Source organism: Paenibacillus baekrokdamisoli (genome assembly GCF_003945345.1).
Classification (GTDB): Bacteria; Bacillota; Bacilli; order Paenibacillales; family Paenibacillaceae; genus Paenibacillus_Z; species Paenibacillus_Z baekrokdamisoli.
The window spans coordinates 6348718-6374560 of the sequence record NZ_AP019308.1 but is presented as its reverse complement, the minus strand read 5'-3'; the positions used below and the strand labels follow the sequence as shown (position 1 = coordinate 6374560).

Genomic DNA, 25843 nt, shown 5'->3' with positions numbered 1-25843 from the left:
CCCGGATAACAAGCGATACTGTGGACGACAAGAAGGCTAGGGGTTGCCACCGAATATCAGATCAGGAGTGGTTGAATGAACCCTGTCATTGGATTGGATGTATCTAAAGGAGAAAGTCATGCACAAGCTTTTTCAGATCGGGGAACGCCCTACGGAAAGACCTTCCGGTTTAAGCACGATCTTGACGGATTAGCGTCCTTCCTCCGTTACGTTCAAGACTTGGAGTCCTTTACTAGGCAGCGTCCAGCCGTTGTGTTAGAAGCAACGGGTCATTATCACAGCCCAGTCATTCAGTTCCTGGATGAGCATCCGTATCTGTACATTATTATCAATCCGTTCCTTTCACACCAAACAAAAAAGAGCCAAATACGCAAGGTGAAAACGGATGTTGCTGATGCGTACCAACTGGGGGAAATGTTCTACAAAGAAGAGCTGGAGCCTTACAAAAAGCGGGGTCAGTATCTGATGAATCTCCGTTACCTGACTCGGCAATATGAGTCTCTGACGGGTATGTATGTCCAAGCAAAGCTGCAGTTTCAGGCGGTGTTAGATCAGGTCTTTCCGGAATATCATGGCGTGTTTGGCGACCTTTATTCGAAGGTGTCACTCCGTTTCCTGGCTCTATACCCAACGTCTCAATCGGTGCTGGCCATGTCTGAGAACGACGTAACGCTTCGGATACAGCACCTTGTGGGACATGTCAACTCTAACCGGTGGTCGCTGGAACGGGCACAGAAGCTAATAGCTGCAGCAGAGCGAAATCCCTTTAGGGAGACTGCTTTTCCGAGTCATTTAATTGCCTTAGAATTGCTCATTAACCTACTTCTTCAATACCAAGAGCATCTAGCGAAACTTGATCAATCCATAGAGGCTCTGGCTGAAGAATTACAAGAGTATGATTTAGTCCAATCGATACCCGGCATCGGCACCAAAATTGCAGCAACAATTTTAGCTGAAATCGGGGAAATTGATTGGTTCGATCACGCCAAGAAACTGGTTGCGTTTGCCGGTATTGATCCAAGTGTGTTTGCTTCCGGCAAGTTTACAGCAACACGAAATAAAATCACCAAACGTGGTTCTAGGAGGCTTCGGACAGCCTTATATCAAGCTGTAAGGTGTGGTCTGAAAGGCTCACGTAACAAAAGAATAAGAGCTTATTACGATAAAAAGCGTGCAGAGGGAAAACTGTTTAAAGTAGCTGTGATCGCGTGTGCAAATAAACTGCTCCACTGGATTTTTGCGATTTTGACCAAGAAAGAAGCATTCATCCTAGACTGAATATGCAGCGCTTAGATATGGAGGAAAACCTTCCCAATATCTGTGGGACGGTTATTTGTCATATCCTTTTTCCAGTATAGCATCCTTCGTTTTGTTCATTAATAAATAAATATTGACAAGCTATTAGCTGGAATAGCGTAACGTAGAGCCGCCCGAAGGCGGCCCTCATGATATTGAACTATCGTGTTCCGTTAGCGTAATGGAGACTGCCGACGTTGAAGATAATTATCGATCAGGGCATACATGAAACCAACAGTTCCGAAGATTAAAATGGAGCTGCTAATATTCAGATCGTATTCCTGAATAAAGTGGTCACTGTAAAACTTATGGAATATGAAGATTCCTCCTATTCCACCCAGCATGGAATACAGTAGCACCCGACCAAGCGCAACGGTCACGATTTTGCTAATAACGATAGATAACGGTATTAAAATAACAGGATAGAAGACAGATGCAATAAGAAACATCATCGTGATAAAAATAAAACCTATATTACGAAGACCATAATATTCGCTTGTGGTGATTTTATATCCTTCTATTAGTTCCAAGCCCAATGCAGCAACGCTGAACAAAATGATAAAAGAAATCCATAAAATTAAGTATCTTACTATGTGCAAAATTATCACCACCTATTTGAGCTAATCAGCCTTTTGTGTACCCGTTAGTCAAGTGAAGGCTGCTGATCGATGGCGATCGGCAGCCTTTATTCTTGTTCGTTGAGCTATCGTGTTCCGTTAGTTCAATAAGCTAAGAAATGCTGGGAGTAATATTAACAAAATAGAGCCTGAAAGTAGTAGTTGGGTTGCTCCTCTTGGAAGTTTTTCTCTTCCCTGTCCTTTGTACCATCCACTGAATTGCATTTTATTTCTATATAAAACGAAAATCAGAATGTAAATACCAAGCATTGCAATCCAACCATGTTTATCAATGTTTATGTCGATTTCTGAGTATATTTTTCTAATTAAATATCCCGAAAATCCCCAAAGAAGTACGACTATAATAATAATACGAAGCAATTCAAGTATAACCCTCAACGTATCTCCTCCTTATGCTCAGCCACCTTAACCCTTTTAGCCACCTTAACCCTTTACGTTTCAATAACTTGGAAAGCTGCGCTAAACTGCCCGTTAGCGTGGAAAAGCAGCCGGTTTATTTCGGCTGCCTTGTTGTGTTCAGTATCAAGCTATAGTGTCCGGGGAGCGTAACTGTTAAGTTATGAGATTCAAAATATCATCCATTTCAATCAACGAAAAATTGTTTTCCATATTATATCGTGCACGCTTCAAGAACTCCTGAGACCAATCATCGAGTGTATCAATATTTCCGTTTCGATAAAGAGCTGAATAAAGTATTGCTTGTCTCATATCCAGAAATAGTGGTAAGTCTCTTAACAATTTTATATCAATCGCGTGTTCCTTTACGTAACCTTTTAAGAACGATGTCAGGTACCTTTTGACAAAAGTTAGAACATCTTCATCAGGTCTAGGTACTGCAATTCCATAAAATAAGTTAACTGAAATATCTTGCACGAACCATCCGTATTGACATTCATCGAAGTCAAATACAGTGATGAGTCCATTTGGTTGAACTGTATAATTACCAAAACAAAAATCACCATGAATAAGTCCATAATTATCACTATCACGTGATAATTTGTGGACCCTCTGCATCAAAGATTCAAAATGAGCAATTACAAGATCTTGGGAAGAGGGGATATTATTTGTGAATTCTCGAAGATAATTATTTTTTTGCCAATCGTATCGTTTAATCTCTCCTGTACTAGGAATGTATTTTTTAGTGAGTGCATGCATTCTTCCAGCAATTGCTCCCAATTTTTCGAACTCTTCTATTTGAGATATTTCATCACTCCAAGGGGCACCAAGAGCTTTTTGGAATGCAACGACAAAAAAACCGTTCATCTTTTCAATTAGCTTACCGTTACTTGATTTCACTGGACATGATACAGGAACATCATTATTCGAAAGATATTGTATCCATTCTAGTTCACCTTGTATAAGCTCTAGAGATCTGTGAGATTCATGTATAATCCGAATGACGAAATTCCGTGCTTCATTATTACTTCCATAGGTGAAATTTTGGTTATTCCCCAATAGACTCAGCTCATCAGTCATAAACCCATACCTTTTTGCTGCTTCAGCTAGAATCTTATCCGTAAATAAGGCTTCAATTGATGGATTCATATTACACCTCAATATATTTTATTTCAAAGTATTATCTCACTTCTAATTGAATTGACAAGACGAAAGTAGCCCAAAATATTCTTAGTTTAATACCCTTATTAACACTTCGTAATTCGGAGATTTTTCCCTATAGGTTTCATTTTTTCAGCCTCTTTCCATATAGACTATAAAAAGAAAATACACTAACAGGTCTCTTTTGTAAATAAATCCCACACTAACCTGCCCGTTAGGTGAGCGAAAGGCTGCCCTTCGGCAGCCCTTTCGGTATTGAACTATAGTGTTCCGTCCCTCGGTTTAGTTGAGTAACCTCTTCATTTTCGTAGTTCTATGAAATACTTAATTACTACCACCAAACACAATTACATAACCATCTAAATCTTTAACTGCAAACTCCTTCCACTTGTTACTTCCCATATCTTCAATCTGTGGAGCATACGCAATAACAGCTCCTTTAGCTACAAATTCTTCATATAATGACTGAACTCCATCAAAATCTGAATAAGCGTAAGTATCCCAACTTGTAGGTGGACCAGGCCAATCGTTGGGGTAATTCTCTTTTGATGGTTTAGCATTTGGTCGGACGTCTTCGGGTTTCTCAGCTTGTTGCAGTAAAAAGCCTACTCCTTCACGTTCAACGTGGCCCCACCCATCAACAATAAAGCCCAAGACGTCTTGATAGTATTTTTTAGCGTTAGCTAGATCCGAAACTAATCTCACCTGTAAAGCGTTTTTAATTCGAGCCTTTACCTTTCCGACAAAGTCCTCGCCAAGTTTTAAGTCTTGAGCAGTATGTTCAACCAATTCGATCAACTCCTTCTTTAAAATCGCTTTTGATCTTCTTAAACGACTTTCCGTTGTACCTAGTGGAACATCCAATAATTGGCTTATTTCTCTGGTGTTGAACCCGCCAATGTAATACATTAACGTAGTGGTACGATATTTTTCATCTAAAACACTTAGCGCTTTCCATACCGCTTGTTTATCTGATTTACGATTTATTCGCTCTTCTAATGACAAATCATCAGGGAGATCCATGGCCTCACTAAGTGGTCTCTCCGCAAGTTGCCGTTTTCTATAACGGTCGGTACAGAGATTTCTTGTGATGCTGATTACCCAACTCCCAAACTTCTCAATATCACGTAATTGTTCCATGTTATACCATGCTTTTACAAAAGCTTCTTGAGCGATATCTTGTGATGAATGAAAATCATTTAGAACACTAAAGGCGACTCCGTAAACCACATTTGAATATTTTCGAACTAGTTTCGTAAAGGCTTCCTGATCCCCATATGAGGATTTTCTTACAAGCTCAATTTCTGTATGATTTCTCAACAATTCACCCCCTCTATAAAAGCTGACGGAAAACAACCATAAAAACATTCAATCTTCCCATTAATATTAAAATAATTTTCGTAATACCTATGACGGATCTTTTTTTCACTTCATCACAAAATAAGTGTACCGTAAAAATAAGCAGCGGTAGACTTGGACATGAAAAATAAAGTCCTCGACTGCCGCTGCTTTTATGTATAGTGATTGGAAATCAGGGGATCCGGAGGTTCGGGTTATCAATAAATCTCAATAGAAATTTTATATGCCATGGTCATTTGTTCATTTAATTGCGTATATCGATAACCATTGAGGAATAGCAGCCAAAGGATTTATTTCCCATTTGCACAATTTATCAAGTTCTTCATTTGACCTAGTATCTCTTTCATCGCTTGATTCATCAACCCAAAATGTACCATCCTCTGCATACATTTCTTCAATATGCTTAATGTTTAAACCTGATGAAATAACAGCATTCATTATATCCTGTATACGCCATTTATAAGTTGGTATTTCTCCGAAAGGACCTGTTGAGTCATAAGGCTTTACTACAGTTATTTTCTCTGTATCTCTTCCCAACGGACGCATAAAAGGGTGACGGCAACAACTGATCGGGGAAAAGAGTTCGCTTGTTACAATGCCTTAGAAGACGTACACAACATCAAGGTTTATTTTGCGGATCCCTATTCCTCTTGGCAACGAGGTTCCAACGAGAATGGAAATGGCCTCCTGCGTGAGTTTATCCCTAAAGGTCATGACTTTGCAGAGGTCTCTGACGAGGAACTGGCTGAAGCCATTCGCCTCATCAACCATCGCCCTCGTAAATGTCTAAGCTGGAAATCTGCACACGAATCATTCATGGACGAACTGTCGCACTTAGCTTGACAATCCGTCTTATATTAATATGATTATCCATTAGATTGCCCCTTTTCACATTATCCGTTCGATCACATCGAATAGAAATGGAGTATCATTTAAATATTCTCTTATGTAGGCTTGGGCGTACTGTTGTTCGTCGATTAAACTGGATGTTTCTCTTGGATCGGAGGCATGATGGCAGTAATTCTCGATCATGAACATGACGAAGAAACATTCCAGATGCCGAACATAGTCCGTTTCCAGCTTTCTTACACTCTCGTAGCCTTGGATAAACAACCATCGATGCTTCGGCCAAAGCTCTAATATTGTGCCTGCCATATCGTAGAGATAATAACCGTAACCACACCTTCCGAAATCTATTGGATAGGGGTGATCATTGTTGAAAACAATATTGCCGGTATGTAAATCCCCATGAATAAGTCCGTAGTTATTGTCGTTCCGATGCATAACTGCAAGTTCGGATACGATCTTCTCAGCCGCGGCTTGATAAGACTTCCATGCCTCACCCGATAAAAAACATGTATAATGCTGTTCCAACTTAATCATTTCACGTCTGAAACTGTCTGCTCCCCATGTGGGTCTAACAAAATCAGGAGGTGGGACGAAACTCGCAGCTACTTCATGAAGTCTACCCATTAATACTCCCATATTATAGGCACAGCTATCCGTAAATTCCCCACTTGCATGCTCTCCCTCTATCCATCGCATCATCGTGACATAGGGGCGCCGATATCCCTCTTCGGTAGCGATCTCCAATACATAGGAGCCATCACAACTTACCAACCCTTCTGGTACAGTTAGATCAACCGATTTGTTCAATGCCTGGAGAAAAGTAAGTTCTGAACGGATCTCCTCTTTGCTCAATCGATCCGAATGAATACGAAGCAAATAACTTTTCGCTGTACTTGTCTCAATTTTATACGTAATCGTTTCGGATAGTTGGATAAATTGAATGCGATCCCATTCCAAGTCATACTGTTGTAGTGCCGATAGAGCAACTTTCCTCGCTCGAACTAGCAAAGACCGCCTATTCTCATCCGTATCATATTGAAAAAATTCATACATATGTTGTCCCCCCTCAACTGTTATTAACATCACCTTTTTGTTGTTATACATGTAATTATACTAGTAGCAACATCTTGAAAATATATAATAAACAAGTAGAAATTATATATTACACAAAAAAAAGTCACATCAGAATTTAATCCAACATGACTTTGAATAACCTATTTTTTTGAATAAACGATTTTTTTAATACTATCGCGGGAAAGACAGAAATGATCTGAAAGTTGATCAATAGTGAAACCAAAGGAAAATTTTGACGGATCTCATTGTTTCTAAGGTTCAAATATTGTCTGCTTCCTGAATTTCCGCCCCATTTCTTACGTAATCCTTGAGGCTTAGGGACATACACCATTCCACCATGTATATACTTCTGTATTTCATTTAGCAATTCTTCTGGAAAGATAATATCAGCGTTTACATATTTCATGATAGCTCTACTCCTTAAAATAGTTGAGAGTTTTAAGGTAGCAAAGTCTATACTATAAACAATTATCACCATGCAAGGAATTAAGGCGGTAATTTATTGCTAGCTCCATACAAACAACCGCCGTCGTTTATAGTGTAGACTTTGCACAGAGCTTATCATAAACCTTGCCATAGTGACCATCCTTCCTAAAATATCGTTTCGAGCACAAGAGCAGTTTATTGAGCTCTCGTTACCCGTTAGCGTAATCGTCAGATGTCCAATGAAACAAATTCCTCCCCCATAATTTTTTAAACGTAAGCGTCTATACATATTTTTTTCATAATGATAACGTACCCTTCGTAGACGGAACAACATCGCCTGTTATCCTAATTGCTTTCTTCAACGCATCGCCGAATGCCACGAAAATTGCCTCATTTATATGGTGTGTATTTCTGCCGTATTCCAAATTGATGTGCATGGTTATCCCGCTATTATGCGCTACAGCGAGAAAAAACTCTTTGGTTAATTCGGTTTCAAACTCGCCTGCTCGTGTTGACGGCATTTCCACGTTAAACACTAAAAAAGAGCGATTAGATATACTCAAATCCACTAATGCTAAGCTCTCATCCATAGGTATACGTGAACTACCATAACGGTTTATGCCTTTTTTATCCCCTATAGCCTTTTTGATTGCTTGCCCCAAGCATATTCCAATGTCCTCAACCGTGTGATGCCCATCTATCTCTAAATCACCTTTGCAATCCACATTTAGTTTTATTCCTGCCCTAAAAGCAAAAAGCGTGAGCATATGGTTAAAGAATCCAATTCCCGTGTTGATATTGCCTTCACTGTATTCATCGAGATTAAGCTCCAGTTTTATTTCTGTTTCTTTTGTTTTTCTGTTAATTAATGCCTCTCGCACAATAACAAACTCCCTTCTTATCTGAGGTATTGCCTTTTGGTATTTCTAGCCGAATGAATTCGATTAAGACCACATCCTTTATCACTTTACTTCTCTAATATGTTATCGTAATAAAGTGATAATGTAAAGTTATGTAAGTAGGTCAGCCACGCTAAACTGCTCGTTCGTATTATAAGGTCGACCAGATAGATCTGGTGACCTTATTTTTATGAGGTAGTAAGCTAGCGGTAGCCGGGGATCGAACGTTTCTGCCCGTGGGACTTGGATCCCGAGAGCTATTCCGTTCATCCCCCCCTACTTGTTAAACCATGATTAGGCTGGTTGGGACAGAGATCCCGAATAACAAGCGATACTGTGGACGACAAGAAGGCTAGGGGTTGCCGGCGAATATCAGATCAGGAGTGGTTGAATGAACCCTGTCATTGGATTGGATGTATCTAAAGGAGAAAGTCATGCACAAGCTTTTTCAGATCGGGGAACGCCCTACGGAAAGACCTTCCGGTTTAAGCACGATCTTGACGGATTAGCGTCCTTCCTCCGTTATCTTCAAGACTTGGAGTCCTTTACTAGGCAGCGTCCGGCCGTTGTATTAGAAGCAACGGGCCATTATCACAGCCCAGTCATTCAGTTCCTGGATGAGCATCCGTATCTGTACATTATTATCAATCCGTTCCTTTCACACCAAGCAAAAAAGAGCCAATTACGCAAGGTGAAAACGGATGTTGCTGATGCGTATCAACTGGGGGAAATGTTCTACAAAGAAGAGCTGGAGCCTTACAAAAAGCGGGGTCAGTATCTGATGAATCTCCGTTACCTGACTCGGCAATATGAGTCTCTGACGGGTATGTATGTCCAAGCAAAGCTGCAGTTTCAGGCGGTGTTAGATCAGGTCTTTCCGGAATATCATGGCGTGTTTGGCGACCTTTATTCGAAGGTGTCACTCCGTTTCCTGGCTCTATACCCAACGTCTCAATCGGTGCTGGCCATGTCTGAGAACGACGTAACGGTTCGGATACAGCACCTTGTGGGACATGTCAACTCTAACCGGTGGTCGCTGGAACGGGCACAGAAGCTAATAGCTGCAGCAGAGCGAAATCCCTTTAGGGAGACTGCTTTTCCGAGTCATTTAATTGCCTTAGAATTGCTCATTAACTTACTTCTTCAATACCAAGAGCATCTAGCGAAACTTGATCAATCCATAGAGGCTCTGGCTGAAGAATTACAAGAGTATGATTTAGTCCAATCGATACCCGGCATTGGCACCAAAATTGCTGCAACAATTTTAGCTGAAATCGGGGAAATTGATCGGTTCGATCACGCCAAGAAACTGGTTGCGTTTGCCGGTATTGATCCAAGTGTGTTTGCTTCCGGCAAGTTTACAGCAACACGAAATAAAATCACCAAACGCGGTTCTAGGAGGCTTCGGACAGCCTTATATCAAGCTGTAAGGTGTGGTCTGAAAGGCTCACGTAACAAAAGAATAAGAGCTTATTACGATAAAAAGCGTGCAGAGGGAAAACTGTTTAAAGTAGCTGTGATCGCGTGTGCAAATAAACTACTCCACTGGATTTTTGCGATTTTGACCAAGAAAGAAGCATTTATCCTAGACTGAATATGCAGCGCTTAGATATGGAGGAAAACCTTCCCAATATCTGTGGGACGGTTATTTGTCATATCCTTTTTCCAGTATAGCATCCTTCGTTTTGTTCATTAATAAATAAATATTGACAAGCTATTAGCTGGAATAACGTAATGAAAAAAGGAGCAGCTGCCGTCAGCAAACTGCTCCATGGTGCGTTATGTCCCGTTAGTTCAATAACCTTTACTATTATAGTCGCTTAAATTTGAAGAGATCGAGTAATGCATAGAAGAATCGGAGTGTGTCTTCCTGAGAAGAAATTTTATCTTCATACACTTCGTAGAAAGCATTTGCCTGTGCATGAGTTTTATCTAAATTCCCTCCATAAAATCCATAAACAGCCCGCGCAAGCGTCCAAGCAAATGAGGAGCAATTAAGGTGTCTCTTTTTAGTCGGCTTACCCGCAGTCGTTTTCCAAGCCCAGACTTCCGTTAAAGCAATTAATGCCATTTCGGGAGTTTCAGCACTGAATTCTGGACAAAATCCTTCCTCTACCCCAATCACTTTCACTTCTTCCAAACCGATCGTTTTACCCAGGGTTACAATCAAGTCCTTTCGCATTAAGTCCCGAATCGTTGGGAAATGGACATTGGAAAAGTCGAGCATATCATTTTTCCAGAACCATAAATCATCCTCATCTTTAATATTCGAAAAATCAATTGTAAGTACCTCATCCAACTGGTTCTGAGTTAAATCCGGTAGTTCCTTATTATTATGTTCTATGGTCGTAAACTTTGGAATTTCTCTATAGTAACAAACCCCGTCCTTACAACCGTAGACTATTGTACATCCCGTATCTTCGTACATCATTGTTTCTTCAAAATCAGCAGGTGAGGCTTCCTTTACATATTGAACGAATGATTGTGCTGCCAGTATAGTATGGGAATCTATCCGGTGCCCCCCAATAGCAAGACCACTGGGGCCTTCATAAACAGTAAACTCATAGGATTGTCCAGCATCGTCCGTTGCTGTAATGAAATACTGAAACGCATTTTCTGAATTTGAAGTTTTATAAGCGGGTTGCCCAAACAAAGTCAATAATGAACCCCTAAATTGGGCTGTCTCTTCTCCAAATTGGATTTCTGGAGAGAGAATCTTTGAACTTCCAAGGATACTATTCCGATTCTTACTTAAACAAAACTGATACATTATTTAGAATTCCTTTCTATTTGATATATGCCTTACTTACATCCATACTACGTAAAAATGGAATAGTCAGCAATTATTTGGTTCGATATGGCATCATTTAATCACTCGTTATCTTTGTAACTATCCTGCCCGTTACTTCAATAGAATAGAGGATCTGCCTCACAGTAAGATCCTCCACTATCGTTCTTCGTTAGCTTAACAAATTTTCTGTTTTGACCAATTCATAAAATACTATGTCTTCATAGATTCCCGACTTTAATACATGTTTAGGGAAAGTGTCTTCATACTTCATCCCAATTTTACTCATTACCTTGTAAGATGCTGGGTTTTTCGTCATCGCAGCAGCGAAAATACGATTTAACTGCAACTCATCAAAGCCGAATTGAACTATCGTTTGGGCGGCTTCTGTGGCAAAGCCTTGCCCCCAAAATGGACGACCTACCCAGTAAGCTAATTCTGCTTGATTATCGTTTTTGGAAACACGCAAACTTACACATCCAATTAGCGATTTTCCTTCCTTTTTGACCATAGCGAAAGAATAAATCTCACCGTTTTCAGCCGCTTGCCGGGTACGTTCAATCCATGCTTCAGCCGCCCCATCTGGATATGGGTGAGGAATGGAGAGAGTTGTACGTGCAACTTCTTCGTGCCCAGCTAATTTTTGAACCATTTTAGCATCAGCTGGCTCGAAAAGTCGAAGTATTACGCGATTTGTTTCGAATATAGGTTCCATGTTTTAACCTCCGTTATAACTCGACATTCGAATGAAGCCCTACAATTCAATTACTTCCACAATCCCTACTAAACTCTGGATATATTGCATAAATCCCTTCATTCATGTCATCTCCATCGTAAATAAAATCGGCAGAATCGTCTCCAATTGCATACCCCTTGATCCCTTCAGCAGAATTGCATCGTTTTGCATCAACTTATTCTTTAATTCCTTCATTAACTCTTCTTTGTCCAGAAACGCCTGGACACTGCCATTGGGAAACCTCTTCTCCGCTTGTAATGCAATATGCCTACCGAGAGTGCCGACGGTATAAACATAATCAATTTTACTGGGATCAATATTGCGCCCTATATCTCGATGAAATTCCAGCTCTTGTTCACCGAGTTCAAGCATGTCTCCTAACACTAAATATTTTCTTGAAAAACCAGTCAATTCTTCAAAGGTTTTTATTGCAGCGGTCATCGAGATCGGGCTTGCATTCCACGCGTCATTAATTATTGTTAGTCCCGAGGGGGAAATAATCTTCTCCATTCGCATGCTGGTTATTTTCAAGGATCTAAAACCCTCATCCACTTTTGCTGGACCTATACCTAAGTTTGATGCGACAGCAACTGTGGCAAGTGCATTTGAGATGTTGTGAGATCCAAGAAGCGGTATATAGAACTTATCGTCACCGACTGTAAAAAAGGAACCTTCTGAGTTCGTTTCGATCGATGCAACATTATAGTCATTTGACTTGCTTTCGCCAAAACTAATTACAGATATCGTTTTCGTGATGTTTATTCCTTTAAGTCCATTGATTAAAAGTGGTTCGTCACCATTGTAGATGAGCTTCCCGTCATCTTGCATTCCATTTACAATTTCTAATTTCGCGGTTGCAATTTCTTCCCGAGATCCAAGACTCGACAAGTGAGACACACCTATCATTGTAATGACAGCTATGTCTGGCTGGGCTATACGGGAGAGTCGATCGATCTGCCCACGTTCACTCATCCCCATCTCAATTACTGCAACATCTGTGCTTTTATCTACCTCTAATATGGTCAAGGGTACGCCAATTTGGCTGTTTAAATTCCCCTTTGTCTTATGAACTCGATATGTTGTTCCCAGCACTGAATTTATCATGTCTTTTGTGGTCGTCTTGCCATTGCTGCCAGTAACTCCAATTACTTTGATCGGTAATTCAATTCGATAATTAGTGGCAAGAGTTTGTAGTGCTATTAAGCAATCATCTACATAGATTAATGGAAAATGAATGGGTGGGTTCGGGTGATCCTTTTGCCATAAAGATGCTGTTGCCCCTTTTGCTATTGCCTCTTCCACGTAGTCATGGCCATCTAATCGTCTTATTATTGGGACAAATAGATTTCCTGTCTTTATTGTTCGAGAATCAATGGACACTCCTTGAATTGAAAGATCCTCATGCAGAACGGATAGCCCACTTCCTTCAGCCATATGTTCAATAACTTTTAGCTTATGACAAATCATTGAAACACCACCTCTTATATTTAACTTAATCATTATGGTTCCCTATCAATAAGGATATTCCTTCTAAGTTAATCCTAGGCATTAGTACGGTAATTCTCTCTACACTAACCTCCCGTTGCTTTAATCAAAGAAAGGAGGAACTGCATCGCTGCAGCTCCTCCACTATAGTTCTTCGTTAATCCAGCTTATTTGCCTAGAAAACCAGAAACTTTGTCATTGAATGATTATCCTGATGATCACTTCACATCCGCCATAGCCAGACAAGTGTACACCTCACTGCCCCCGTAATATGCCATCCATTTGCCTTCATAACGAGTAATACCGGTAAAAAAGATACAATCGCGGAAGTAGGAGATGATTGTATCCGGATTAGACACGCTTCGTGCATTCTCCCACGGATACTTCTCTTCCGCAATGAGAACAGGACGAGGCAGCCATTCCAGTGGCTTGCCCGGATTGTCCTTAGACAACAGTACTTCGCCCACTGCATAGAAATGCCCCGTATGGTGCCCGCCGGTGAATAGTACGATTTGGTCAGGATGCTCATCGGAATAATCCGTTACGGCGAAGCAGCCTTCTCCCCCCGGCCAGAACTCACTAAGCTCCTCAGATTCCCAATGAAGCAGATCATCAGAATAAGCGATTAGACCATCATTAATGTACATAACGAATTGGCCATTAATGCTTACCGCTTCATTATCCGGGTTCTGAAGCACGCATGGATTGCGGTGAATGCGGGCTGCTTCCGGGAAAGCAAAGCCGACCTTCTCCCACTGGAGCAAATCCTTCGAGGTTGCCATGAACACCCCGTTGCGAGTCGGATTGTTATGATCACGCCAGTCCCACTTGTTGCAGTAAAGGTAATACGTATCCTCATGCTTCACAACACATACATCCTCGAAGCTGAAGTCTGCATCTTCTCCATGACGGAACAGTGGGTTATAAGCATTCATTCGAACGAAGTTAATGCCATCCTCACTGACGGCTACTCCGATGTCGCAGATGTAATCAATGCTGCCCATATCGGTCTTGCCTACTTCCTGCCCACCCCAAAAGTCTTCCCGAAGCGGCTCTTCCCCGCGGTAGATATAATAGAATTGGCCATCCTTTCGAACAACGGCTCCATTATGAACGCCTCCACCGAAGCGCCCTCTGTCCCAGCCTTCTTCAGCAGGAGCGAAGATCGGATTACCTTCGAATTTATGAAACGGCCCGATCGCCCAATCCGGCAGTTGGTAATGATCCAGATCAACCGGAGCTTTGGAGAATCCACCCCAATAACGTTCCTCGTTATATTGTGTTGCCTCGTACATCTCTTGATGATGGGCCTTGCCACCCAGCTGCCACTCAAAGAATCCATCTCCGAAAAAGATTTTACGCTCATTTGACTGCTCGCTCATTATAATGCCTCCCGAATAAATGTGGTGGTACTAAAGCTGTTCATATTCCAGAAAAGGATCTGGAATTTCGGCCACATAGGCCGCGGCATCGCTGGCACCGACATAGAGCGCTGCCATTCCGCCTTCTTTGCGAACCAGTCCACCGCTGAAGATGACATCGACAAGGTCGGGCCGTTTCGTGGGTCCTTCTGGGAAAATGCTGCGGCGTGCGATGAGCTTCATTGGTGTCTTCTCCATCGTTTGGGGATTGATTGCAAAGGTCATCGCATAATAATGCCGATCTCCCTCACTATCAAACGAAGCGATATGACCGAGCACACCGATAAGTCCATTCGCCAGCAGATGCGGCTCATTCGCTCCGCCCCATTCCTCCGCTACAAACTGATCCTGGAAGACAGGCGCATCGTTAATTTGCTGTGCGGTAATTGCCTCAAGCTTATTAGTCTTAAAGAATCCAATCTTGCCCCTGCCGCCCTTCTCACCCTGGGGCCTTGTAAGCACGCCGATTTCACCGCCCGCAAGCTCTACCACCCGCACATCCTTCATATGCTCAGGTCCGGTTAAGAAGAGCTTTAATGTATCCAGACTAGCGCCTCGATACATTTCCGTTACCCAAGAAATGATATGCTTAGGATTCATCGGGTCTGCAGTGACCCTAACGCCACCTAAGATAAGCTCTCCCTTTATGCGGGTCATGAAGGGATCCTGCAGCTCATAGGTCCGGTAATGGGGATGAGGCCGCCAAGCTTCTCCCTCCTGCCGGAAGAAGATAACCTGCGAGAGCTCGGTATCACGGCTTTCTACCCTTCCTGCTATAATCAGATCATTCTGATCGAGAAAAGCGGCTGTAATATTATAAACATCCTTGTCATCGACATCTTCAAAAATAATTCGATTGCTGTGCTTTGCGCTGGCTTGATTATTGGAGTTTAGTTGTTTGCTGATATCCCGATTTGCACAAACGTTCTCGAATTGCTCTAAGAGTTCGGAGCAAGATTGAGTACTGGTCTGCCGCTGAAGTGCCATAAACTTCCCTCCATGATGGTAGTAGACTGATGTCGTTAACTCCAGGATCTTATCAGCTTCATTATAGAACGCCTTGGGAATTTCCCGTTACAAGCCGGTTTATTGAAATAAGATGGTTTTTCTCCTTTAATAGAAGGACTCAACAAAAAAACCGACCGCATCAGCGAAGAATTTCTCTTCACTCCTGCAGGTCGGTTATCATCACAGATTCAGTTATGCATTTCCCCGGAACAGCAGACGATATTCACTCGGAGAGCAGCCTGTCTTTTGCCGGAAGATCTTGCCGAAGTACTTCTCATCATGGAAGCCGGATTGCTCTGAAATTTGATAAACGGGATAATTGGTGGATTCAAGCAAAGCCTTTGCGCGTCTAATGTTCAAATCCTGTACGAAGGCTACAAAGGGGATGCCTACGATTTCCTTGAAGCTTTTGCTGAAATAGCTAATACTCATATTAATGGCTTTGCAGATTTCAGTCTGGGTTAGCTTATCGCCCGCATGATCATTAAGCATATCGACTGAAGTTATAATAGATTGTACAACTTCCTCGGAGTACATCGTATTGCGAAGCAGAGTTCTTGCCTTCTGGCGAGTCGTCTCAATCCATTCCTTCAGCTCGGGCATCGACTCTTTGCTGTCCAGCAATGGCTTCAGGGACTGCAGCTCTTCCAAGGAAGGGCAGCTAATAATCCACTGCTCCTGTGCACGCTGAAGGATGGCTTTAAAGCCAAAGGTCTGAAATCCATGAAGTGAAAGACCCATAATCGTCTCGTATTCACTCTTATCGACAAACCATTTCAAAGCGCACCATCGATGAGCAAACGCTTCATGATCCGTTGTATCTGCCGCAGCTATTCCTTCTCGCTTGCCATCTCGAGCCGCTTGCGCGAACTGATCGGCTATACGCTTAAGCAAATCCAAGACGGAATCATCGTCTAGCTGGGTCTTCACAATGTAATCAATCGCCCCGAGCCGCAACGCCTGCTGTAGGAAATCAAAATCCTGATGACAGGTCAGCACCACCGAACGGATATGGGAATGCTTCTCTTTCAGTACCCGAAGCAGCTCAATACCTCCCATGCCAGGCATGGAAATATCCGTAAACACAAGATCAATTGGTGTTTGCTCGATCAATTTGAGTGCCGCCTCGGCGGTTTCTGCTTCACCTGCAAGCTCCATTTCGAAACGCGCAAATGGCAGCATGCTGAGTATCCCTCTGCGGACTAATGGCTCATCCTCGACAATCATCACTCTAAGCATCGGCTTCCCTCCCCGTTAATTGATCCGGTATGACAATCGTAATCGTTGTTCCTTCGTCCATAATACTTTCAATAACCATCTCAGCATTATGCCCGTAGTATACCTCCAGCATTTTCTTTACATAATTAAGTCCAATACCTAGACCTGATTGGCGATTACCCTGTCCATTCACCAGCTCTTGGATTTTCTCTGCGCTCATGCCTTTCCCGCTATCGACAACCGTAATATAAACTCGGTTATGTGCGGCCTTGCCTATCGTTACGGTGATATTGCCATGCTCACTTAGCAAACCATGATAGAGCGCATTTTCCACAAGCGGCTGCAGGACGAACCTTGGAATGGGAATATCGTTAATCTCCTGATCCGTCTCTACCTTGACGTTAAAACGATGATCGTACCTTACGTTCTGAAGTTCAATATAGTCATACAGAGCTCCAATTTCCTCTTGGATCGTTACAATCATGCTGCTCTTCGCCATGTTATAATGCAGCACACGTGTAAATACCTTCACTAAATTAACGATCTCCGTCTGGCCATTTGCCCGAGCAAGCCATTGAATTGTATTGAGGGAGTTATGGAGAAAATGCGGATTGATCTGAGACATCAGCTTCTCCACCTCCAGCTCCCCTCTTCGCTTTTCCTTATATTCCACTTCATATATGAGCTCGACAATCTTCTCTCGCATCGTTCGGAAGCTGCTGAACAGGATATCAAATTCCTGCAAATTCGTCTTTAAAGCGGATTGCTCGTCCTGCTTATAGCTGAATCGCTTCATTTCCTTATTAATTCCCTGAAGGGGACGATAGACCATCCGCCATATATAGGAGGCAGCCAGCACAGTTACAATTAGTGATAGAATCGCCACTCCGATGAATTGAATCTGCCAGGCGTTCATTTCTTTCTCGTAGCTGGTCAGAGGTACAAGAAAGTACAGCATCCAGCCTTGACTGCTTGTGGCTGAGAATTGTTTATAAGCCTCTAATCTGGCATCGTTCGCACTTAATTGGGTACCCTCCGGAATTTCCGGCGTCAGTTCGCTAAACATGACTGTTCCGTTCTTGTCCGTGAGCAGCTGCTTCACTTGCGAGCCAATTAAGGTATTCGTAAACGTATGAAGGAGATCACCAAATCTCGTTTCCAAATAAATATAGTAGCTTTGATTCGATCTGTAATCGATTTTGCGTATGAGAGAAAGAACACTTTCATCATGTCCCTTTAATACCGATGGATGAGGGCTGTTGAAGGAAAGCAGATTCGCTTGATAGAGAAGCTTAAATGAGTGATCCTCCAGCCTGTTGAAGCTAAAAGCCGGCTTGAGGGGAGAGGACTCAAATTGAACCGCATTCTCATACTCTGGGAGATACAAGAACAGTCCATTTACGCTCGGATTCGAGTAGATAATGTTGGTCAGCGACTTATCGATGCGCAGAAACAAATCCGTTTTGTCCACAGGCTCCGTGCTGTTCAAATAATCCAACACGTCGTCACCCAATCCGCCATTGACCACGAGCAGCTGCGATACACTGCTAAGATTGGCGAGTGCTTTCTCCACCGCTTCTCTCTCGTTATCGACAAGCGACTGGTAATTCGTACTGATCTTCTCCAGCTGCACCTTGTACATCCAATAATAAGACGTGAAGCCAATCAAGGCGATCGGGGTAATACTGACAACGATTAATAGAATAATAAGGCGGCCTTTGAGTGTATCCGGCCAGATCACGTTTCTCCATCGGCGGCTGCCGGCTCCCATGCTGTCCATTGCTATAACCATCCCTTCACAAGAAAAACGACGCCAGATTGACCCATTATACCATGATTGATACCTGTCTCAGAACGATCTAGATGGGCTGTTAAGGCTGGAATACCGGGGTAAACACCAAATGCGAGCAGGATAAATACCTGCTCGCATGACATGGATCTTGCTTCAGCCTTCATCTTACCGATCAAACCCGATCTGGCAGCGCTCTACCCATTCTCTCTGACTTTATTGTATCCTCGATTGAAAACAAGGAGATACAGGAGCATTTATCCATTTACGGATGTTCTCTTGCATCCTCCTGCTGCAGAACAAATTACTCCCCCTATCGGAGCAAAATAATAGGGGGATTGGATAGTGGTCATGGCAGTCTATCCTCAAGGAACAGGTCGCCTCACTTGCTTCCTACTCTTTAATGGCTCCGATCATTACGCCTTGGATGAAGTACTTCTGAAGGAACGGGTACAGCGCAACGATCGGAAAAGTCGCTACGATGATCGTCGCTGCCTTGATCGATTCGGGAGTGACGGTAACCGCTTGATTGCTCCCGCCACCCATTCTCGCCTGCGTTACCGCAAGCTCGTTGACCAGTTCCGCTTCCTTGATCACCTTGTACATGACGAACTGCAAGGTGTACAAATCCTTCTTGGTCACAAAATAGAGGGAAGTGGTCCAATCATTCCAATGGGTCACAGCCAACCACAATATAACGGTGGCCATTACGGGCATGGACAATGGAATAATGATTTTCCTCAAAATCTGAATTTCGTTTGCCCCGTCGATAATCGCTGCTTCTTCAAGGCCGCTAGGAAGCGATTGGATATAAGTCCTTATGATGATCATATAGAAGAATACGAAGCCCATCGGTAGAACATAAATCAAGAAATTATTCATCAGGTGTAGATACCTGTATAGAAAATAAAGCGGGATAAGTCCACCCGAAATGAACGTAGGAATAATGAGAAAGATGATCAGGAAATTTCTCCCCGGCAAGTTTTTCCTCGTCAACGCATAAGCCGCGCCCGTAATCAGAATCAATCCGAGCAAGGTTCCGAGCAGTACCCTTCCTCCCGAAATGATGAGCGAGCCTACAAAGCTGCTATTCGAGAAAACGGTTTCATAATTGCTCCAAGTAAATTCCCGCGGAAACACCGTGATGCCACCGAAAATGGTATCTTGTCCGTCGTTAAGAGAAACGGCCAGCTGATTCAGGTATGGGTACAATGTAATGACGCAGAGAAAGATCATGAATACGATATTAAACAGCCGAAATGCCTTTTCTCCAAAACTTGTTCTCATGAGCTCTCTCCTTTACCATATTCCGACTTGACTTGTTTTTTTGGAAATCCAGTTGACCCCATATACGATCAAGAACGAGACGATGCCTTGTGCCAAACCGAATGCCGTTGCCAAGGAATAATTCCCCTGCTGAATGCCAAGCTGGTAAACCAACGTGTTGACCACCTGCGTTTGTTCCATGGTGTATAAATTCTGAAATCCGTAAACCTGTTCGAAATTCGAAGAGACAAGGCTGCCGGACGAAAGGATGAAGATAATCATCGCCGTAGGCATAATGCCTGGGAGCGTAATATGAATCATTTGCTTCCAGCGCCCACAACCGTCGATCTTGGCAGCTTCATATAATTGAGAGTCAATCCCCGCGATCGCGGCGAGGAATATAACGGATGACCACCCGATGTTCTTCCAGAGATGAGATCCGAATAGGATGGCTACGAAATTATCAGGGTCCATCAAAATGTTCGTTCGCTCGATTTCATGCCCGGCCAAAAACTCTTTCAGGTCATTAAAAGGTCCGCTCATTTCGAAGAAGGCGTAGAACAAGGCGACGACCGAAATCCAGGACAGGAAGTAAGGTAAATAACTGACGGTTTGCACGAATCGCTTAAAGAATCTTCCTCTTAATTCATTGAATAGCAGCGCAAGGATAATTGGAAACGGAAAGCCGATAATCAGAATAATAGAGTTATAATAGAGGGTGTTTACGACCGCTTTGGCAAATACCGGATCTGAGAAAATAACGTCAAACTGCTTAAATCCGACGAAGGGACTACCGAACATCCCCTTAAAAATATTGAAATCCTGAAATGACATCACGATACCGATCATCGGCACGTAACAAAAAATAATCGTCCACAGCACTGCCCCTGAAATCAGTAAATAGAGGAACTTATTTCGTCTTATTCGCTGGGATAACGTAAGTTGGTTCTGCATTTTGCCTTGTTCCCCTCTCTGCGAGTTATCATATATTCATTATACAAAGGGGTAGGAGTACGATTAAGTCAACAGATTGCTTAAATCTATCAAAATTTGCTTATTAAAAAACGCCATCTGTGCATGCGCAGACGGCGTTAAAATTAATATTCAGCTCGCATCGAACGTCCTGAACTCTCTTCTCTCATTTAGCTCAGCCTCGTTTAACGCTTCTATTCGGATCGTTACTTTTGTGCCTTTTCCCACTTCACTTTCGATGGCTATCCCGTGGTTGTTCCCGTAATAAGCTTGGATTCGCTTGATAACATTCTTGATTCCGTATCCCCCGAAGCTCGCCGTGAAATTCAAGTTCATAATGTCGTTAATGCTTTCCGGCCCCATACCGCGCCCATTATCGCTAATTTCGAAGACGATATCGGGTAGGGCAAGGTATCCTTTAATCGTCACGATCGCATTTTCACTTTTCCCGTTAAGCCCATGCAGAATCGCGTTTTCAACAACCGGCTGAATGAGGTGCTTGGACGTATAGAAACCTAATATCTCTTCCTCGATATCAAGGACCAATTGGTAGTCTACAGAATGCGCAATGACATTAATTTTCACGTATTCTTTAATCATTTCCAGCTCTGAGGCTACGCTGATCAGGCTATTCCCTTTGCTCAGGGCAATTCGATAATATTTCGTCATGGCATCAATAATCTCAACCGTTTTATGATCTTTGTTCCATAAAGCTGTCCAATTAATAACCGATAAGGAGTTATAGAGAAGATGGGGATTGATTCTGGATTGCAGCAGCTCGATTTCCAAAGAGCTTTTTTCCAGCTTAACGGTTACCATCTCTTTATGGATTTCATTCAAGCGGCTAACAAGCTCTTTTAATTTAAGTTTGATGATCGACACATCGTCTGTTCCCGTAATTTGAATCAACTCCTCATTGAGTAGGAGCTGATCGTTACGCTTGATTTTGTTAATGAAATTTTCCAAGTTCCCCGTAATCCGATGCGCGGTCGTTTTGGAAGCGAGCAGCATCACGAAAATATAAATCATGAAAAAACCGACTACCAACATAATGGTTCGGAATGTTTTCTTATTAACTTCCATCTTCGGGATGGCAACTATGATTTGATTCCCATCCTTTAAGCTGCTGCTAACGATAAAATAGTCCTTCTGGGAGATTGATTGCAGATTCGGGATCTCCAGTTGAGTTTGATTGTTGAGATGCAGAATATCTCCGTCTTTGTTTACGGATAGGATCAATCCCCTATCAGGAACCCCAATCATGTCCATTTTCAAAGCCACGATGTTGTAGGGGATGTTAACCTCAAGAATGCCAATGGAGGTTTTGAAATCAACGATATTCCGGTAGAAAGTCAGATAACGTTGATCATCTTTCACGGTTAGGTCCGACTTCCATATAATCTCCGTGGTGGGTGATTTCTTGGCTTCTTCAATAAAGTCATTCGATTCTATATTCGTCAGTTTATCAATAAACTTGCCATCAAATAAGGTCTCATTGTCGGCATGAATAATGAAAGGGCTTCGAATGTCTTCATAATAGGGCTCGCCGATCATCGCATCGGTGTCCTCGAAGAAATATATCATTTGCTCCAGATCATTGCCGTAGTTTTTTTGAAGGTTCTTGATCAATTTCTGATTCGTAATCATATAGCTGCTTTTATCAATATATTTAACTAATAGCTCATCAATTAAATTTTTGCTCTCATTTAGCCGGATCCCGATCGCGTCTAAATATTCCCCCTTGTTCTTCTGATACGTATAGAAGCAAACATAGATTGAAATAAGTATGATCGGAATGCTGGTGAAAATAATTAAGTTTTTGAAAATCTGGTTGTTCATGGTCGAGGCGGGAAGAAAGGAACGGATCTTCTCTTTAATCATGCTGCCGCAACCTCTCAGACCGAGTATTGTCCCTGTACTGCTTAGAGGTTAAGCCCGTGTACTCTTTGAATACAGCAGCAAAATAGGAGGCTGTTTTGTAACCCGTTTTCTCTGCGATTTCATATATTTTAATATACGGGTCCTGCAGCATCTGCTTCGCAGCTTCCATTCGCTTGATAATCAAGTAGTCGAATATGGTATGCCCCGTTTGCTGCTTGAAGATAAGATTCGCATGGCTGCTGCTAATATAAAGCGAGCTGACGATTTGACCAACATTTTCGATTTCCGCATAACGTTCTTCAATAATCCATTTAATATCGTCAACAATTTTCTGATACCGTCCGCTGTCTACTTTTGCGAAAAAATTTCTGACCGTATCGATAATTTGAATCATCCATTGTTTGATGTCGGTTATCGTTTCAAATTTCTGAAGCTTGCTCCATACGATCAGATCATCTCCGAAGATGCTGCCGAAGCTCTCATTTCTCTCTATCAGATAGGTTTGCACGACGTTAATAATGGAATAGGTAAGACTCTTGATAAACGCAGGGGGATAATGCAGCTCCGTATTAAAAAGATGATCAATGAAAGTAATAATATCCTGCGATTGTCCGCTTTCGATCATCCAGTCAAGCTTGCTCTTAATTTCCAGAATGTTATATTGAAACTCTCGCTCGGGTTCCTGTACTTCGTTTGCCATTATGATCCTGTTTCCACTGCTGAAAAACTTCGAGGTTACTGCGTATTGCGCGGATTCAAACGCTTTGGGAAGCAGCATGATACTAGTGGAAAGATCGCTTATCCCAATTGTAATCGGTAGATCTAATTTATCCTTAACATACTCCTTGCATTGGTTAGCTCTATTAACGATTTGATTTATCGCATCAGCACGCTCTGCTAGGTCTAGGATAAGAATAATAGCCAAGCTATTGTTCTGCTGATTGGTTACGTAACCGTGCATTTCAAGCATGATCGTCTCTTCGACGCATTGCTGCACGCGATAAATCATGAAATGCTTGTTTTCCACCGTAATGTCCGCATAGAGCAAGTCGTAATTGTCGATTTGCAGGAATAGCACCGAGTAGCATTTATCCGCAAAATCCATCCCCAAATAGGCCATCCGGTGCCTGATATCCTCTTCACCGTCTAACTTTCCATATAAGAGGTCTCTAATCAATTGCTCTTGAAGCACCGGCATGCTCTCTTGGATTTGTCTCCTTAGCATATGATCATCATGCACTTTGTCCATTTCTGCTTGCTTTAGCTTGATGACCTTCTCGATCGTGCTCGTTAATTCTGCCAGATTTATCGGCTTTAGAATATAGCCGTGCACTTCAAGGCTGATGGCATCCTTTAAATATTCGAAGTCATCAAAGCAGCTCATGAATATGAATTTTATATCCGGAAGTTCGGCTTTAATCTTTTCAGTCATCTTAATTCCATCTAATACGGGCATAGAGACATCCGTCAGGATAAAGTCAGGCAGCAGCTCGACTGCCTGTTGATATCCCTCTAGTCCGTCAACCGCAAGGCCTATAACTTCAATATTAAGAGCTTCCCAATCTATCAGCCTTTTGATTCCAACTCTATCGGAAATATTATCATCAACTATAAGGATGGAGAACATTCGCTCAACTCCCCGTCATTGGTGCTTATTTTTTACCATTCCAAAAAAGGCTCAACACTAAAATAAGTTGATAAATTCGAAGCCTTGTGCGTAGAAGCCCGCTATGCGGACGGATCATTCTTACGATCGCTGTTGTCTCCCTATTTCTTGATTCTATCCCTAAGGGGTAGAAATAAGGAGACAAAGGCGAACGCTATCGCTTCTTCAGAACGATTCCGTCCGCTTCGCTTTTGTTTCGTGCTGGCAAGCACTAATTATGATTTAGATCCCCAAAAATCTACGAATTTTACCGGTTTCCCGTCTGCTGCTGCCGATTGCACGGATAGCGGGAATACTGAGCTCCACATGACAGCATCGTATACATCAACAGCTGGTTTGGTTCCGTCCAGAATCGCCGATACAAACTCATGCAGGATAAAGAAATCACCGCCTCCATGACCGGCTTGCTCGGCAACGCTGCCCCAGGTTTGCCACAACGGATGTTCCCATTCATCCGCATAATTCCAAAGCGGCTCCCACTCTGCTGAACCATCCGAGGACATTCCTGGCGACCGTCCCTGCAACCAAATCAGAGGATCTTCATTATGATGACGGGGAGAAAGATATGCTCCTTTAGTACCTTGAAGAGCGTAATGCAACATATTGTGCGGGCGTGACGATTGTATATCATAGCGTAAAGTAATTAACTTCCCCTTCTTCGTGCGGATCAGTGTAACTGCGGAATCACCCTGCTGCCAATGATCGAGCCCTGCTCCCGGGTGCTCCTCTCCGAAAAGCTCCTTGTAATAGATTTGCCCTGCTAAGCCTTCAGACACGAATGTGGTTAGACTGTCAAATTGATCTTCTCCATTACGATGAAGATCAAGCCACTTAGCCACAGGTCCAAGCGAATGTGTTGGATATGTATTACCTCGGTAATTTTTCAACATATTGCCGCGCCACGTCAATTTCCCATCTGGATAATGAGTAAGATTCCGAACATCGTGAATATAACCGCCCTCTACATGAACGAGATCACCAAAGAGGCCATGCTGCACCATATTATTGATCATCATGTTTGGACGCATGAAACAGTAATTCTCCGCCATCATGTAGGTTAAGCCGGTTTTCTCTACGGTTTCGATCAATTCCCAGCCTTCCTCCAAAGTCGTTATCGCAATGACTTCGCTAATGACGTGCTTCCCAGCCTGCAAGGCCTGAATGGCTTGGCGGGCATGAATGAATAACGGTGTTGCCAAAAATACCGCGTCGACCTGTTCATCATCCAATAAACGCTCATAATTATCGTACGACCGAACTTCCGGAAACTCTTCCTTCCATAGATGCAGCACCGCCTCATCGTGATCACAAACAGCAACCAATTGAGCTTTATCGGCCAAGCTGCCTAGCACTTTACTAAAGGTGCCTCCACGCCCTCCGCCTACGACAGCTAACCGAACCATTTTATTCTTACTCATGTAAACATCCCTTTCTATCTTGAATCGATGCCTGCTGAATGAATTAGGGTGAGTTATGCAAATCATGCATAACTCACCAGTTATAACCTATATTAAT

Annotated in this window: 22 protein-coding genes and 2 pseudogenes; 3 read left to right on the top strand and 21 right to left on the bottom strand. The window is 42.6% G+C overall.

Annotated features, from left to right (window positions below):
- The first annotated feature begins 75 nt into the window (after positions 1-75).
- Complete coding sequence (locus EKN16_RS27955) at positions 76-1278, top strand: IS110 family RNA-guided transposase (RefSeq protein ID WP_125664378.1); 1203 nt, start codon at positions 76-78, stop codon at positions 1276-1278.
- 191 nt (positions 1279-1469) lie between these two features.
- On the opposite strand, the gene EKN16_RS27950 is transcribed toward EKN16_RS27955, so the two are convergent.
- From EKN16_RS27950 to EKN16_RS27930, 5 genes are all read right to left on the bottom strand, one after another.
- A complete protein-coding gene (locus tag EKN16_RS27950; protein ID WP_125664376.1) occupies positions 1470-1895 on the bottom strand; it encodes a hypothetical protein in 426 nt (141 codons plus the stop codon).
- Between the two features lie 117 nt (positions 1896-2012).
- Positions 2013-2312: a hypothetical protein gene (locus EKN16_RS27945; RefSeq protein ID WP_125664374.1), complete on the bottom strand. Its 300-nt coding sequence runs from the start codon at positions 2310-2312 to the stop codon at positions 2013-2015.
- Positions 2313-2486: 174 nt separating this feature from the next.
- Positions 2487-3479, bottom strand: coding sequence for a phosphotransferase enzyme family protein (locus EKN16_RS27940; protein WP_125664372.1), 993 nt, complete (start codon positions 3477-3479; stop codon positions 2487-2489).
- 336 nt (positions 3480-3815) lie between these two features.
- Positions 3816-4811, bottom strand: a complete 996-nt coding sequence (locus EKN16_RS27935) for a sigma-70 family RNA polymerase sigma factor (RefSeq protein WP_164523024.1) — start codon at positions 4809-4811, stop codon at positions 3816-3818.
- Between the two features lie 279 nt (positions 4812-5090).
- Positions 5091-5288, bottom strand: a complete 198-nt coding sequence (locus EKN16_RS27930; protein WP_232016054.1) for a hypothetical protein — start codon at positions 5286-5288, stop codon at positions 5091-5093.
- A gap of 117 nt (positions 5289-5405) precedes the next feature.
- On the opposite strand from EKN16_RS27930, the pseudogene EKN16_RS27925 reads away from it, so the two are divergent.
- Positions 5406-5693: pseudogene (locus EKN16_RS27925) on the top strand (IS30 family transposase); the annotation flags it as partial.
- Between the two features lie 45 nt (positions 5694-5738).
- On the opposite strand, the gene EKN16_RS27920 reads toward EKN16_RS27925, so the two are convergent.
- From EKN16_RS27920 to hisB, 3 genes and pseudogenes are all read right to left on the bottom strand, one after another.
- Complete coding sequence (locus tag EKN16_RS27920; protein WP_125664366.1) at positions 5739-6752, bottom strand: phosphotransferase enzyme family protein; 1014 nt, start codon at positions 6750-6752, stop codon at positions 5739-5741.
- Between the two features lie 161 nt (positions 6753-6913).
- Positions 6914-7179, bottom strand: a pseudogene (locus EKN16_RS27915) (CD3324 family protein).
- A 316-nt stretch (positions 7180-7495) separates the two neighbouring features.
- Complete coding sequence (hisB, locus tag EKN16_RS27910; RefSeq protein ID WP_125664364.1) at positions 7496-8080, bottom strand: imidazoleglycerol-phosphate dehydratase HisB; 585 nt, start codon at positions 8078-8080, stop codon at positions 7496-7498.
- Between the two features lie 409 nt (positions 8081-8489).
- On the opposite strand from hisB, the gene EKN16_RS27905 reads away from it, so the two are divergent.
- On the top strand, positions 8490-9692 hold the full coding sequence (locus EKN16_RS27905; protein WP_125659312.1) for an IS110 family RNA-guided transposase: 1203 nt from the start codon (positions 8490-8492) through the stop codon (positions 9690-9692).
- Between the two features lie 216 nt (positions 9693-9908).
- Here the strand turns inward: EKN16_RS27905 and EKN16_RS27900 are convergent, their stop codons facing one another.
- From EKN16_RS27900 to EKN16_RS27845, 13 genes are all read right to left on the bottom strand, one after another.
- Positions 9909-10868, bottom strand: coding sequence for a hypothetical protein (locus tag EKN16_RS27900; protein ID WP_125664362.1), 960 nt, complete (start codon positions 10866-10868; stop codon positions 9909-9911).
- Positions 10869-11058: 190 nt separating this feature from the next.
- On the bottom strand, positions 11059-11601 hold the full coding sequence (locus tag EKN16_RS27895) for a GNAT family N-acetyltransferase (protein ID WP_125664360.1): 543 nt from the start codon (positions 11599-11601) through the stop codon (positions 11059-11061).
- Positions 11602-11703: 102 nt separating this feature from the next.
- Positions 11704-13089, bottom strand: coding sequence for a UDP-N-acetylmuramoyl-tripeptide--D-alanyl-D-alanine ligase (locus tag EKN16_RS27890; protein WP_125666749.1), 1386 nt, complete (start codon positions 13087-13089; stop codon positions 11704-11706).
- A 236-nt stretch (positions 13090-13325) separates the two neighbouring features.
- Complete coding sequence (locus EKN16_RS27885) at positions 13326-14489, bottom strand: glycoside hydrolase family 130 protein (protein ID WP_125664358.1); 1164 nt, start codon at positions 14487-14489, stop codon at positions 13326-13328.
- A gap of 30 nt (positions 14490-14519) precedes the next feature.
- A complete protein-coding gene (locus EKN16_RS27880; RefSeq protein WP_125664357.1) occupies positions 14520-15515 on the bottom strand; it encodes a DUF1861 family protein in 996 nt (331 codons plus the stop codon).
- Between the two features lie 213 nt (positions 15516-15728).
- A complete protein-coding gene (locus EKN16_RS27875) occupies positions 15729-16775 on the bottom strand; it encodes a response regulator transcription factor (protein ID WP_125664355.1) in 1047 nt (348 codons plus the stop codon).
- Positions 16768-18534: a sensor histidine kinase gene (locus EKN16_RS27870; RefSeq protein ID WP_164523023.1), complete on the bottom strand. Its 1767-nt coding sequence runs from the start codon at positions 18532-18534 to the stop codon at positions 16768-16770. Before EKN16_RS27870 ends, EKN16_RS27875 begins: the two co-directional genes overlap by 8 nt.
- A 2-nt stretch (positions 18535-18536) precedes the next feature.
- Complete coding sequence (locus EKN16_RS32520) at positions 18537-18710, bottom strand: hypothetical protein (RefSeq protein WP_221226821.1); 174 nt, start codon at positions 18708-18710, stop codon at positions 18537-18539.
- Positions 18711-18936: 226 nt separating this feature from the next.
- Positions 18937-19830 (bottom strand): carbohydrate ABC transporter permease, encoded by an 894-nt coding sequence (locus tag EKN16_RS27865; RefSeq protein ID WP_125664351.1) that lies wholly within the window; start codon positions 19828-19830, stop codon positions 18937-18939.
- A gap of 12 nt (positions 19831-19842) precedes the next feature.
- The gene (locus EKN16_RS27860; RefSeq protein WP_125664349.1) at positions 19843-20763 is read right to left on the bottom strand and encodes an ABC transporter permease; all 921 of its coding nucleotides are present in this window, start codon (positions 20761-20763) and stop codon (positions 19843-19845) included.
- Between the two features lie 150 nt (positions 20764-20913).
- Positions 20914-22620 (bottom strand): sensor histidine kinase, encoded by a 1707-nt coding sequence (locus EKN16_RS27855; RefSeq protein ID WP_164523021.1) that lies wholly within the window; start codon positions 22618-22620, stop codon positions 20914-20916.
- 34 nt (positions 22621-22654) lie between these two features.
- Positions 22655-24289 carry a response regulator gene (locus tag EKN16_RS27850; protein WP_125664345.1) on the bottom strand — a complete coding sequence of 545 codons (1635 nt, stop codon included), beginning with the start codon at positions 24287-24289 and terminating at the stop codon, positions 22655-22657.
- A gap of 254 nt (positions 24290-24543) precedes the next feature.
- Entirely contained in the window at positions 24544-25746 is a 1203-nt protein-coding gene (locus tag EKN16_RS27845; RefSeq protein ID WP_164523020.1) for a Gfo/Idh/MocA family protein, read from the bottom strand.
- Positions 25747-25843 lie beyond the last annotated feature (97 nt).